This window comes from Colwellia sp. PAMC 21821 (assembly GCF_002077175.1).
In the GTDB taxonomy this organism is placed as follows: Bacteria; Pseudomonadota; Gammaproteobacteria; order Enterobacterales; family Alteromonadaceae; genus Cognaticolwellia.
In genome coordinates this window covers 2,632,051-2,645,273 of sequence record NZ_CP014943.1, presented here as the reverse complement: position 1 = coordinate 2,645,273, position 13,223 = coordinate 2,632,051, and the positions used below count along the sequence as shown (strand labels likewise).

Annotated in this window: 12 protein-coding genes; 6 read left to right on the top strand and 6 right to left on the bottom strand. The window is 38.4% G+C overall.

The features are described 5' to 3' along the window. Positions 1–25 precede the first annotated feature (25 nt). Genes trmB through A3Q33_RS11305 form a run of 3 tightly spaced genes read right to left on the bottom strand, consistent with a single transcriptional unit; the run spans position 26 to position 2,479 of the window. On the bottom strand, positions 26–715 hold the full coding sequence (gene trmB, locus A3Q33_RS11315) for a tRNA (guanine(46)-N(7))-methyltransferase TrmB (RefSeq protein ID WP_081180032.1): 690 nt from the start codon (positions 713–715) through the stop codon (positions 26–28). 43 nt (positions 716–758) lie between these two features. After that, entirely contained in the window at positions 759–1,532 is a 774-nt protein-coding gene (locus tag A3Q33_RS11310; RefSeq protein ID WP_081180031.1) for an ABC transporter permease, read from the bottom strand. A gap of 5 nt (positions 1,533–1,537) precedes the next feature. Further along, positions 1,538–2,479 carry an ABC transporter ATP-binding protein gene (locus tag A3Q33_RS11305; RefSeq protein WP_081180030.1) on the bottom strand — a complete coding sequence of 314 codons (942 nt, stop codon included), beginning with the start codon at positions 2,477–2,479 and terminating at the stop codon, positions 1,538–1,540. Between the two features lie 179 nt (positions 2,480–2,658). Here A3Q33_RS11305 and A3Q33_RS11300 point away from each other — a divergent pair, with 179 nt between their 5' ends. Further along, entirely contained in the window at positions 2,659–4,977 is a 2,319-nt protein-coding gene (locus tag A3Q33_RS11300) for a S9 family peptidase (protein WP_081180029.1), read from the top strand. Positions 4,978–5,217: 240 nt separating this feature from the next. After that, on the top strand, positions 5,218–5,559 hold the full coding sequence (locus A3Q33_RS11295; protein ID WP_081180028.1) for a DUF4389 domain-containing protein: 342 nt from the start codon (positions 5,218–5,220) through the stop codon (positions 5,557–5,559). A 99-nt stretch (positions 5,560–5,658) separates the two neighbouring features. Here A3Q33_RS11295 and efp read toward each other — a convergent pair whose 3' ends face one another. Continuing rightward, on the bottom strand, positions 5,659–6,228 hold the full coding sequence (efp, locus tag A3Q33_RS11290; protein WP_081180027.1) for an elongation factor P: 570 nt from the start codon (positions 6,226–6,228) through the stop codon (positions 5,659–5,661). Positions 6,229–6,274: 46 nt separating this feature from the next. On the opposite strand from efp, the gene epmB reads away from it, so the two are divergent. Then, positions 6,275–7,303: an EF-P beta-lysylation protein EpmB gene (gene epmB / locus A3Q33_RS11285; protein ID WP_353615499.1), complete on the top strand. Its 1,029-nt coding sequence runs from the start codon at positions 6,275–6,277 to the stop codon at positions 7,301–7,303. Between the two features lie 174 nt (positions 7,304–7,477). Beyond that, the gene (locus A3Q33_RS11280; protein ID WP_081180026.1) at positions 7,478–7,774 is read left to right on the top strand and encodes a hypothetical protein; all 297 of its coding nucleotides are present in this window, start codon (positions 7,478–7,480) and stop codon (positions 7,772–7,774) included. Between the two features lie 61 nt (positions 7,775–7,835). Here the strand turns inward: A3Q33_RS11280 and A3Q33_RS11275 are convergent, their stop codons facing one another. Continuing rightward, entirely contained in the window at positions 7,836–8,336 is a 501-nt protein-coding gene (locus A3Q33_RS11275) for a DUF3016 domain-containing protein (protein WP_081180025.1), read from the bottom strand. A gap of 273 nt (positions 8,337–8,609) precedes the next feature. Here A3Q33_RS11275 and A3Q33_RS11270 point away from each other — a divergent pair, with 273 nt between their 5' ends. Beyond that, positions 8,610–9,566: an AEC family transporter gene (locus A3Q33_RS11270; RefSeq protein ID WP_155866758.1), complete on the top strand. Its 957-nt coding sequence runs from the start codon at positions 8,610–8,612 to the stop codon at positions 9,564–9,566. Positions 9,567–9,684: 118 nt separating this feature from the next. Here A3Q33_RS11270 and A3Q33_RS11265 read toward each other — a convergent pair whose 3' ends face one another. Beyond that, the gene (locus A3Q33_RS11265) at positions 9,685–10,467 is read right to left on the bottom strand and encodes a hydratase (RefSeq protein ID WP_081180023.1); all 783 of its coding nucleotides are present in this window, start codon (positions 10,465–10,467) and stop codon (positions 9,685–9,687) included. Between the two features lie 294 nt (positions 10,468–10,761). Here A3Q33_RS11265 and A3Q33_RS11260 point away from each other — a divergent pair, with 294 nt between their 5' ends. Beyond that, complete coding sequence (locus A3Q33_RS11260) at positions 10,762–13,125, top strand: fatty acid cis/trans isomerase (protein WP_081180022.1); 2,364 nt, start codon at positions 10,762–10,764, stop codon at positions 13,123–13,125. Positions 13,126–13,223: the final 98 nt, after the last annotated feature.

Below are 13,223 nucleotides of genomic sequence, written 5' to 3'. Positions count from 1 at the left end.
AATTGTCATTAGTGTAACGCTGGTATTATTTAAGAATGTGTAATTGCCAGCATGGCTGACCACTAGCATGAAACTTGGCTTCAAAAGGAGTTAAAGGCTGAGTAACGTTCACCCTTGTTATCTCACCTTTGAAAGTTAAAATATCTGCTGCCAATTGGAATTCTTCTAAATAAAGTAGCCAATTGCTGCGTAAAATAATTTCTTGTCCGACCGCAATAATTTGAGGAAAAACCGCACTACCATGCCAACGACGTTGTATATGTTTAGCTTTCGGCCAAGGGTTTGGATATAAAATATAATGCTTAGTTACCGGCCAGTTCGCGGCTACAACAAGACGATAAAAGTCATTTAAATCTGCACGTACTAAGTGATAATTATCAACTTTTCCGGCACCGTTATCATGCTCAACTTCATCAACATTACGGTTAATTCTATGGGCTGATTTATCGACGCCTATCACCAAGGCATCGGGGTTTTGTTTTGCTAATAAACGTGTACTTTGGCCAACACCACAACACGAATCGAGAATGATCTCGCCAGAAAAGGCCTGAACAATCTCATTTATCTCATCAAAGGCTTGCTGAGTATGCGCTTGTATCGGCTTTTGTGACGGGTGCGTAATGTGTTTATTAACAATCTCAGCCAGCTTTTCATGTATACCAGGTTGATTGGTTACAATGGCTTTAGAGTCACCCGTTATTTCTGTGTTGTTCATTACATACTTACCTATAATTTCAATATTTAACGCAGGGTGAATATTAGCTTCTTAAACCAATACCTTTAGTAATTAACACCATAGCAATGGTGTATAAGCTGACAATAAAAACGCCCAACACTGCAAATGACAAGGTTAAACTGACATCAGATATACCTAAAAAGCCATATCTAAAGGCATTAACCATATACACAATCGGGTTAATTTGTGAGACACCTTGCCAAAAATCAGGTAACAAACTAATAGAATAAAACACGCCACCTAAATAAGTTAGCGGCGTTAATATAAACGTTGGGATAATAGAAATGTCGTCAAAACTACCCGCAAAAATAGCGTTAATTAATCCGCCTAAAGCAAAGGTAGCTGAAGTAAGTGCAACCGTGACAATAATCACCCAAATATTATGTATTTGTATATCAACAAAAAACATTGAGACTATTGTGACTATAGCGCCCACTAACATACCACGTGCCATTCCGCCGCCAACATAACCCGCAACAATCACCCAATTTGGCACAGGTGCCACTAGCATTTCTTCAACATTTCGCTGCCACTTGGCACTGAAGAATGACGAGGCGACATTGGAGTATGAGTTAGTAATAACACTCATCATGATCAAACCCGGCACAATAAATGACATGTAATCAAAGCCACCCATTTGTCCAATACGCGAGCCAATTAATGAACCAAATATGACAAAATACAAGCTAATAGTAATAGCTGGTGGTACTAATGTTTGCACCCAAATACGCATAAAACGGTGTATTTCTTTGTGCATAATACTTTTAAGCGCAATGATATTTCTAGATGATGCCATGATATTTATTCCTTATTTGCGCTTTTGCTTGCTGCTTGACCGCTACCCACTAGCCCTACAAATAGCTCTTCTAGTCGATTACTCTTATTTCGCATACTCAACACTTCAATGCCTTGCTTATTTAGCTCGGTAAACACTGAATTAATGGTTTGACTTTTTCTAACGTCAACTTCTAAGGTGTGACCGTCGATAACTCTAGAACTTAATTCTGCCAACTCGCTAGGTGCGCTATTCGGCTTTAAATCGAAAACAAAAGTTTCAACATCTAATTTAGCTAATAGCGATTTCATATCCGTGTTTTCAACGATAATACCGGAGTCTATAATGGCAATGTTGCGACAAAGCATTTCTGCTTCTTCTAAATAATGCGTGGTAAGTATAATAGTGATGCCTTGTTTATTTAGCACACGTAAAAACTCCCACATTGAACGTCTAAGTTCAATATCGACACCGGCAGTAGGTTCGTCGAGTATCAACATTTGAGGCTCATGCATTAATGCGCGAGCAATCATTAATCGACGCTTCATACCACCTGAAAGCATACGGGCTGCATCGTTGCGCTTTTCCCATAAATTTAATTGCTTTAAATATTTTTCAGCACGCTGAACCGCTATTTTTCGTTCAACACCATAATATCCAGCTTGGTTTACCAATATTTTCATTAACGATTCAAATTGATTGAAGTTAAACTCTTGTGGTACCAAACCAATAAAGCTTTTCGCAGTTTCAAGTTCTTGATCAATATCATGGCCAAAAACTTCAACTTTACCGGCAGTTTTATTCACTAAAGACGTGATAATACCTATGGTAGTGGACTTACCTGCACCATTAGGGCCGAGTAAAGCAAAGAAGTCTCCTTGGTTTACAGTAAGATCGATCCCTTTAAGTGCTTCAAAACCACCTTTATAGGTTTTCTTTAATCCAGATATTTTCAATGCTGATAGCATAGCGAACCTCAAAAAAATTGCGTGCTCTTAACGTGGGGGCAAGTTAGATTTTTTCAACATATAATAGCAAGTCCTTTAAGTTAGCGGGTAATAATGATGAACTAACAAAAACTCGCGATGAATGCGTTTGCCTTGCCATGGTATAAAACTTAAAGTAATAGAAAAATTTAGGATTATCTATGTTTATAAGAAAAATATCACGGTGGTGCACATTAACCGTACTATCCACGTCATTAATCGCTTGCCAGAGTACTTCAGAGCAAGCCACAACTAGAAGTGTAACCGATGTGCCTTTAACCGTTGAACGTATATATAAAGAGAGTGAATTTACTTCACAGTGGCTTGGACAAATTCGCTGGTTAGCCGATGGCAGTGGCTATACTGCTATTGAAAAATCTGAAAAAACCAAAATAATTAAGCAAGACGATCCCCAAGCAGCAGAAAAAACAGAAAGCATGGGTAAAGATATCGTTTTTTACGATCCAAACACCTTAAATCGTCAAATACTCATTTTTGCAGAACAGCTCATCCCTGCTGGCAAAGAAAAGCCATTAGACATCGATAATTACATTTGGTCAGACGATCGTACGCAAGTCCTTATTTATACCAACAGTAAAAAAGTTTGGCGCTCAAACAGCCGCGGTGATTATTGGATATTAAATCTGTCAACGAATACGCTGAGTCAATTAGGCGGTAAATCGGTGAAAAACAGCAGCTTAATGTTTGCTAAATTCTCACCTGATGGCAACAAAGTTGCTTATGTGGTTGATAATAATATTTATGTAGAAACACTTACCAATAGCAAAATAACGCAATTAACTCACGATGCGGGTAATGGCGTTATTAATGGTTTATTTGACTGGGTTTACGAAGAAGAGTTTTCTATTCGTGACGGCTTTCGTTGGAGCCCTGATGGCAAAAATATCGCCTATTGGCAATTAGATACGGCGGGCAGTAAAGACTTCATCATGATCAACAATACCGATGAGCTTTATCCGACTTTAACTAAGTTTCCTTATCCAAAAGTGGGTGAAGAGAATGCTTTAGCTAAAATTGGCATTGTTAATCTTAAAAGTGCTCAAACCACCTGGGCAAAACTACCTCATAATTCACGTGAAATGTATGTGCCGCGCATGAACTGGTCTGGTAATTCTGAACAAGTACTCATTCAACACGTTAATCGTAAACAAGATACGAACAAGCTTTATCTAACGAATATCAATAATGGTGAAGTCGATCTGATACTCACCGAGCAAGAAGAAAACTTTCTAGATTTTTACGATGACGCGAAATGGCTAGAAAATGGCACTGATTTTATTTGGAAAAGTGAACGCAGTGGTTGGCGCCATATCTACAAAGTATCTCGCGATGGCGCTAACATGGTTAACTTAACCCAAGGTGAATTTGATATTACCGACCTGCAAGCAATTGATGAGAAGAATGGTTGGATTTATTTTATAGCGTCACCTGAAAATGTCGCTCAACGCTATTTATATCGCAGTAAACTTGATGGTACGTTATCAAACCAACGTATAACACCTGAGCAATATTCAGGCTCAAATGGCTACCAAATGTCGCCAGATGGTCAGTGGGCTATTCATACGCACTCTAGTTTTACTCAGCCTAGCCAAAAACAGCTGATTAAAGTCGAAGGACATCAACAAAAACATCCGTTAATGATCAACAAAAAACTCAATGAGCAATTGGCAACGTTAGCAAAACCTGACCATGAGTTCTTTCAGGTAACCGCACAAGATGGTGTCGTGCTTGACGGCTATATCATGCGCCCTGCTGACTTCGACGCGAGTAAGAAATATCCGATTATTTTCTATGTTTACGGCGAGCCCGCTGGACAAACAGCGCAAGATAAATGGCGTGGTAATGCTTACTTTTGGGATCAAATGTTGACGGAGCAAGGTTTCATTGTTGCCTCAATTGATAATCGCGGCACACCGACCCCCAAAGGTCGAGAATGGCGTAAATCCATTTATGGCGCCGTGGGTATTCTGTCATCACGCGATCAAGCTGACGCGCTAAAAGCAATGGCTGAACGGTGGTCGTATATTGATCTAGACCGTGTCGGTATTTGGGGCCATTCTGGCGGCGGCTCTATGACCTTAAATATGCTATTTCGCTACCCTGAACTTTATAAAGTAGGCATATCGTTAGCACCAGTGGCAGATCAACGTCTCTACGATAGTATCTACCAAGAACGTTATTCAGGACTATTAACTGATTATGCCGAAGGCTATAAACAAGGCTCACCCATAACGCATGCTAAAAACCTACAAGGTAAGTTGTTGCTTATACATGGTACAGGTGACGATAACGTGCATTATCAAGGCACTGAACGTTTAATTAATGAGTTAATAAAACATAACCGCCAATTTGATTTTATGTCGTACCCAAATCGCAGCCACGGTATTCGCGAAGGTGAAGGCACAACGCTACATTTAAAAACCATGATGACAAACTACTTTAATGAACATTTAAAGTAGTTTACTGAATATAAACCTAGTGTAATAAACACACTGCTGTATCTAAAAGCCTGCAATTGCAGGCTTTTTACTTTCTTGTCGAAAGTTAGTGATTTTCACTAAATAGTTATTGTATTAACAATGTTAGCACAATAATAATTAATTAAACCATTGATAAATTTAGATATAAATAATGGCTTCGACTTTGCATTATCTACCTGTATAGCAAATGAATGAATACACTATAATTTGGAGTTATGTATGAGAGCTGATTTAGAAAATGAATTATTCGACGAAGATAAAACCACAAACAAGTCATGGAAAAACCCCGGTATTTGGCAACGTGGGCTAGCCATGCTGTGTTTTGGCTTTATTAGTGGCTTTATTCGCCTTTTTATTACCCTAATCGCCATTTTCCAATTTATAACTATGCTATTTACCAATAAACCTAATAGCCAGTTATTAATGCTTGGGCAAAGTTTAAATAGCTATAGTTACCAAATTAATCAATTTTTAACGATTAATTCAGAAACCTACCCATTCCCTTTTACGGATTGGCCAGACGGTCGCACTTCACGAGTGCCGCCTGCAGAGCACGTATAGTAACCAGGAAAAAGTCAAAATATGAAAACTAAAAAGCTCACCAAAGTGAGCTTTTTAGTTTATCTAACTTCTAAATGAAGTTAACTCGATAACAAAGGGCTATTTACTCGCACGTGAAACGTAGTCACCTGTGCGCGTATCAACTTTAACCACTTCACCAATTTGAATGAAAAGCGGTACACGAATAACAGCGCCTGTAGCTAAAGTTGCTGGCTTGCCACCCGTACCCGCGGTATCGCCTTTAAGACCAGGGTCAGTTTCAGTAATTTCTAATTCAACAAAGTTTGGTGGATCAACTGAGATAGGATTACCATTCCAAAAAGTAATGGTACAAACATCGCCTTCTGCTAACCATTTAGCGACATCACCAACCGCTTTTTCGTCGGCAGCAACTTGCTCAAAGGTTTCGTTGTTCATAAAGTGCCAAAACTCGCCATCAGCATACAAATAGCCTAAGTCTTCGTCCATTACATCAGCGCCTTCAACACTTTCACCTGATTTATAAGTCTTCTCTAATACCTTGCCAGATATTAACTTACGAATTTTAATACGGTTAAATGCTTGCCCTTTACCTGGTTTTACGATTTCATTATCGATAATGTTACAAGGTTCACCATCAATCATTAATTTAAGTCCAGCTTTGAACTGGTTAGTGCTAAAATTAGCCATAATTATTATGCTCGCTCGTTCACGCTGTACACGTAAAGGTTAAAAATTGAATATAGAAATGCCGCAAATAATAACCCAAATCACCGAGAAATTGCACACTTCTTGGCAAAAAGAATTAGCAAATGTAATTACCGATCCAAAAACCTTATTAGAGTTGGTCGATATTTCACCAGAAAACTATCAACAGCACTTTGCTGCTCGTAAACTATTTCCGGTCCGTGTCCCGCGGCCATTATTGTCTCGCATTAAAAAAGGCGACATTAACGACCCTATTCTAAAGCAAGTCATGCCATTGGATTTAGAGTTCTCAATTACTGAGGGATATAATGAAGATCCACTGGAAGAACATGACACTGTGGCACCAGGATTACTGCATAAATATAAACATCGCGTGTTAATGATGGTTAAAACAGGTTGTGCGATTAATTGCCGCTACTGTTTTCGTCGCCATTTTCCTTATGCTGACAACAGCCCTAACAAAGCAAGATGGCAGCAAGCGCTCGACTATATTGAAAGTCATGTAGAGATCAACGAAGTTATTTTTAGTGGTGGCGACCCATTAATGGCTAATGACGAACATCTACAATGGCTTATTGCTGAAATTGAAAAAATTCCACATATTACCCGTTTGCGTATTCACACCCGCTTACCGATTGTTATTCCTCAGCGAATAACCCCTGCTTTAGTCAAGGCATTAAGTCTAACCAGGCTTAAACCTGTGATCGTTTTTCATGTTAATCATGCCAATGAAATCGACAGCAATGTTTCGCAAGCCCTTGAACCTTTGCTTGCCGCTAGAATCCCACTATTTAATCAAAGCGTATTGTTAAAAGGTATAAATGACAACGCCAATACATTAGCTGAATTAAGTGAACGCTTATTTGATGTCGGCATTATGCCTTATTACTTACATTTATTTGATAAAGTGCAAGGCGTGGCCCATTTCGACTTAAGCGAATCTGAAGCAAAAAAAATCACATTGGAGTTGATGGCGATATTACCCGGGTATTTAATGCCGAAACTGGTTAGAGAAATAGCCGGAGAAGCAAACAAAACCCCCATAAATTTGACATAACAGTCCCTATTTAAATACACAGAATTAAAAATATTAACCGTTTTGTTATCGGTGCGGCTATTGTTCTGTTATTTAAAATTGAAACTTGTCAGAGAAATGGCAGCAGGACTAACAAAAACCGAATCAATTTGGCATAATAACGCCATTGGAAATACAACACGAAAATGAGTCATTATGAGCGAAGCAGTACACAAACAATTAATTGATAATATTTCGATAATTTTAAAACAATCACTAACAGCAGACGCCACGTTAACAACACTACGTGAAGCTAAACAAGCTGGCTTTGCAGCCATATTTACCAAAGACGCTGGCTTTAAATGTTCAGCAAATACTTTTCAACCTTATGTTGAAGAAGTAGCGAATGATTTAATTTATTGGCAGAAAACTTCAGATCAGCAAGCACTGATCGATATTGTAAAAAAGATTGAGCAATTATTTACCGTGTTAGCTAAATTCGAACAAAGCTAAACTCGCTGATCCTGAAACATAAAACGCAGCTTAGCTGCGTTTTTATGCCTAAGCAGCCTAGCTACTTAACCATGTCATTTTCAAAGTTCTTTTTAAACCAATCATCAAGCATCGCTTTTTCATAGCCTAAGGTTTGATTTCGATATCTCAAGCCACTATGCATCATAAATCCCATATCTTTTAGGGAAACCTCTTCGCTTTTAATCACACTATTATCAGCATTTAATAATTGATAACTAAATTCCATACGTGGAAAAAACAGATCCTTTACAATACGAATACGCTTTATTCCACCAAAATTAACATCACCAGCTAAATCTACATTGGTAATATCAAAAATAAGCTTCTGATTTTCAGGTAATGATTCAGCCAACTTAGCAAAGTGTTTTTCAAACGCTTTAAAAGTTCTATCTTTAAAGTGTTGACGGTGCTCTTCGCCAGCATCAACATCAGTATATTTATCAGGATTTGTCCATTTAACTTCAACTTGTGCGGCTTGTACTGCCGGTGTTTGGCTTATAACGATAGCTAAGCTCAACAAACATGTAATAAATTTAGTCATGATTTCGTCCTCTTTATTTACTTCAGTATATACCTAAAACACTTCAATATGTTCCTTTCACTGGAACAGCTACTTTCGTTTCTATTTTACACTCTATGAATTCTGCAATATTTCAGGCAAATAAAGTCCTGAATGGATCTAGATTAGAACATGCCACAGCCAAGACTATTAATTTAACAGTTATTTAATCGCTACACTGTAGTGCCATACAAACAAAGCACTTTTGGTTAATCTGTGCACTTTCTTAATTCCACCTAAATAACTGAGCCAACTGTGCTAACTGAATTTCTATCTACTCTCAATTTATCTTTCTCTGTTACCGGCCCTATTTTTATGATGGTTGTGATAGGTGGCATACTTAAGCACTATGGTGTAATTGGTAAAGCATTTGTCGATCAATCGTCAATACTGGTGTTTAAAATATCACTCCCTGTTTTGCTTGGCATGAGTATGATAAGAACTGATATCGCTACGGTATTTGACCCTGGCACTATTGCGACCGCGTCGCTTTCCACTTTACTGGTATTTTTGCTATTAACGCTAACGGCGTTTGTTTTTGTTAAAAACCCGCGAGATAAAGGCGTGTATGTGCAAGGGGCTTTTCGTGGAAATTTAGCGATTGTCGGTTTAGCACTTTGTGTCAATTTATATGGGGAAGCAGGCATTGCTAAAGCGTCTATTGTTATGTCAGTATTGTCGCTGGTGTATAACATTTTGTCTATTTACACCTTAACGACAACGCTAACGGATAAAAAGCTTAATTTCATCGCAATGATGGTCAGTATCACTAAAAACCCACTCATCATAGGTATTGTGCTCGGTATTATTATTAACTTACGGCATATACCGGTGCATCCTGTATTAATGCAAACAGGAGATTATTTAGGGCAACTTACCCTACCTTTAGCCCTACTTTGCATTGGCGCTAGTTTGTCGTTTTCTGATATGAAAGACACTAAAGTTGTCGCCTCAGTCGCGGTTATCGCCAAACTGATTGTAACGCCGATTATCATTACTTCTATCGGTTATGCGAGTGGTTTTTCATCAATGGATTTGGGTATACTATTTTTAATGTCTAGCACCCCAACAGCTGCGGCAAGCTACATAATGGTAAAAGCCATGAAAGGTAATGAAACATTAGCTGCCAATATTATTGTGATGAGCACAGTGGCGTCATTATTTACCGTCAGCATTGGTTTAGCGATTCTCAAATCTTTCGCGTTAATTTAGCTTTAGTAAAATATTTTTCATTAAGTTTACTGATAAAGATAAGCGAGCTAAATAATCGAGTTAACGGCATTGCAGGTAACTCGATTTCCTCGTTTACTATGTTATGAAAAGTCGATGATTAAATTAGTTCTTTAAAAATAACGTCGAACTTACCAATACCTGCATATTCAATGTGCGTTTTTTTATCAAAATCTAATTCAACTACACCCGCGTACGAACCTGTTGTTAATGCTTCGCCTTGCTTAAAGGTAGTGCCACGTTTTGTCATAAAGTTTATCGCCCAATAAACCGGAAGTTGCGGTAATGGGTTAGGATGAACACCATCAAATATTTGCTCGCTTAACTCACCACTTTTTTCAGTTTGACTTATAAAAAGCGAAATTTTACTAGCAGAAAATGCTGTTGTTCTATCAATTTCAGGACCAATATATAACCCTTGGTTTGCTAAACAGTCTGCCAAGCGCTCAGGGAACAATGCATCTGAGTCTTCGGCAAAACGACTTTGTATTAACTCTAACGCCATATGACAACTGCCAATAGCCTCATCTATTTCGGCTTCAGAGTATTCTTCATCTCGTGCAGGTAAATCTTTACTAAGTACAAAGGCAATTTCAGGTTCAATTCGAACCTTAGCATTATCTTTCATTAACCAACATTGCTCACCCTTTTGCATGGTTTCACTGAAAATTGGCGCAATAATAAGCTTGTCTTCTGCCAACGGTAATAAACATTTCCAACCTGCTACAACGTCAGGGCGAAGCTTAATTATTTCCTGTTGAACCGCTAATGCCTCTTCAATTGTTAGCGGTTTAATTACATCAGCTAAACGGTAAGTTTTTGTACCGGAAACTCTTCGTGCTAAAAACTGCTGTGCAGCTTCTGTAAACTTTTCTGGTGTCATAGGAATTAACTTTTTAGTAGATAATTTTTAGTGGATAAGTCATAAAAATAAAGTTAACTCTACATTGATAACACACCAGTTTCTAGTTAAAGCTTAGACGGAAAACTTTGAAAAATGGATCGTTAATATAATAGATATTCCACTTTAAAACATGATCTTAATATATTGTAGACTCGTATTAACTCATCATGCCTCTCAGCTAATCTTGGGTAGGTAGCGTTGCGCCTGATATTTCGTTTATAATACTGGGCTTTATTGTCACATTACATCAACCTAATAAGTATTTTCTCTGCTATGAAATTTTTTCCGAAGTCTAAAACTGCTTTACTTATAACTATCATTACAATTTTAGGCGGCTGCGCCATGATAGCCAATAGCCAATTTGATGATATGTTCGGCATAGCAGAACCTCAAGCACGTATGGTAGTAAATAACTCACCTCAAGCCGAGTTTTATCATGATGAAGTACAGCCAATTATTGAACAGCGCTGTGTTGTTTGCCATGGTTGTTACGACGCACCTTGTCAATTGAAACTATCGTCTGCACAAGGTATAGACCGAGGTGCAAACAAAGATTTAGTGTATGACGGAACTCGACTCCTAGCCGCTACACCACAGCGCTTATTTGTAGATAATGACAGCACTCAGGCATGGCGTAACAACGGTTTTTATGGCGTACTCAACGAACGTCAACAGTCGCCAGCTCTTAATCAGCAAGCAAGCGTAATGTCGAGATTACTCTCACTTAAACAACAGCACCCTCTGCCAAAAGGTACAATATTACCTAAGCAATTTAACTTCTCGTTAGATAGAGAGCAGCAGTGTCCAACAGACGTTGAAATGGATAATTACGCGCAAAACTATCCAGATTGGGGTATGCCGTTTGGCTTGCCTGCACTATCAAAGCCTGAAGATAAAATTTTGCAAGATTGGTTACGTAACGGTGCAAAAATGGCACCACTGCCACCATTAAAAGACAATTATATTGCCCAAATAGCTACCTGGGAAAACTACTTAAACGGTGACTCTTTAAAAGAAAAACTCGTCAGTCGATATTTATACGAGCATTGGTTTATCGCTCACCTTTATTTTTCTGAATTGCCTGCAGGGGAATTCTTTAAAGTCGTACGTTCTAGAACGCCACCTGGCCAACCCATTGACGTTATTGCCACCCGACGACCTTATGACGATCCCGGTGTTGAGCGAGTTTATTATCGTTTATGGCGCGAGCAAGGCAGCATATTAGAAAAAACTCACATGCCGTATGCATTAAACAATGACCGTTTAATAACATTTACGCAGTTATTTTTTCAAGATAACTACCAAGTAAAAACTTTACCTTCATATCAGCCGGAAGTAGCTTCAAACCCTTTTAAAGCTTTTGAAGCAATACCCTCTATTTCTCGTTATAAATTTTTGCTAGAAGAAGCAGAATTTACCATCATGAATTTCATTAAAAGCCCTGTTTGTAGAGGGCAAGTCGCATTGAATGTAATTAACGATCATTTTTGGGTATTCTTTGTCAATCCAAATGAAAAAAATGCCAAAGATCACTCGGCATTTTATAGCGAACAACAAGATGACTTAGCCTTACCTTCTGCTGCAGAAAGCAATGCCTATATCATTACTAACTGGTTGAAGTACTCTAAGCTTCAGCGCTCGTATATGCACACTAAAGCCACAAGAATGAATAAAGCATTCCCTAATGGCGAGCATCTAACAACAGATCAAATTTGGGCAGGTGACGGCGACAACACTAATGCTGCATTAACTATTTTTCGCCATATTGACTCAGCAACCGTGGTTAAAGGCTTAGTCGGTCGTCCTCCTCAAACATCTTGGGTAATTGACTATGGTTTGTTAGAACGTATTCACTACCTATTAGCCGCTGGTTTTGACGTATATGGCAATATTGGTCATCAATTAAATACCCGTTTATATATGGACTTTTTGCGAATAGAAGGTGAATTTAACTTTCTGGCATTATTACCGCCTGAAACCCGAAAAGCCGAACTAAACAAATGGTATCAAGGCGTATCTGACAGTCAAAAAGAATACTTGATGGCTCCACATAAATTGTTTTCTCAACCTTCAGGTATAAATTATCAAACAGAGCAGCCTAAACAGGAGCTCTATCAGTTATTAAAACAAAAGGTAAAACCGGTATTAGTGACGGATAATAATTTGGTCAATAAAAGTACCCCAAAAAGTCATCGTAAAGCGCTTGATAAATTGCAGCACTTAGTTGGCGGCCCCGTTACCTTAATGCCACAAATTACCTTTTTATCAATACAAGGCGAAGAACAAACACATTACTATTCTGTACTGCGCAATAATGCCCACAGTAATATAACAAGCTTGTTAGGTGAAGATGAAAACCGTTTACCTGAGCAAGATACCATTACGGTTACTAGTGGCTTGGTAGGCGCTTACCCTGATGTATTCGTTAATGTGAGCGAATCACAATTAAATAATTACGTTAAATCTGTAATGGCATTGAGCACAACCGCTGACTATCAAAAATTAATGGACAACTATGCCATACGCAGAACCGATCCTAACTTTTGGCAGCATAGCGATGCCGTACATGCAGACAATAAAAAACAGCACCCTTATAAAGCTGGACTGTTTGATTACAATCGCTTACAGAATAGGTAAAGTTGCTTGGTGTACAATCCCTTGAGCTAGAGCTATTACTCTAACCTCTATTAATATAAAGGTAAGGTAGAGTATGTTCGACTATTCAGCTTAATACT

Bases quoted from the DNA above. Each gene is read 5' to 3' on its own strand.
- trmB (WP_081180032.1), bottom strand. From the start codon at position 715: ATGAACAACACAGAAATAACGGGTGACTCTAAAGCCATTGTAACCAAT.
- A3Q33_RS11310 (WP_081180031.1), bottom strand. From the start codon at position 1,532: ATGGCATCATCTAGAAATATCATTGCGCTTAAAAGTATTATGCACAAA.
- A3Q33_RS11305 (WP_081180030.1), bottom strand. From the start codon at position 2,479: ATGCTATCAGCATTGAAAATATCTGGATTAAAGAAAACCTATAAAGGT.
- A3Q33_RS11300 (WP_081180029.1), top strand. From the start codon at position 2,659: ATGTTTATAAGAAAAATATCACGGTGGTGCACATTAACCGTACTATCC.
- A3Q33_RS11295 (WP_081180028.1), top strand. From the start codon at position 5,218: ATGAGAGCTGATTTAGAAAATGAATTATTCGACGAAGATAAAACCACA.
- efp (WP_081180027.1), bottom strand. From the start codon at position 6,228: ATGGCTAATTTTAGCACTAACCAGTTCAAAGCTGGACTTAAATTAATG.
- A3Q33_RS11280 (WP_081180026.1), top strand. From the start codon at position 7,478: ATGAGCGAAGCAGTACACAAACAATTAATTGATAATATTTCGATAATT.
- A3Q33_RS11275 (WP_081180025.1), bottom strand. From the start codon at position 8,336: ATGACTAAATTTATTACATGTTTGTTGAGCTTAGCTATCGTTATAAGC.
- A3Q33_RS11265 (WP_081180023.1), bottom strand. From the start codon at position 10,467: ATGACACCAGAAAAGTTTACAGAAGCTGCACAGCAGTTTTTAGCACGA.
- A3Q33_RS11260 (WP_081180022.1), top strand. From the start codon at position 10,762: ATGAAATTTTTTCCGAAGTCTAAAACTGCTTTACTTATAACTATCATT.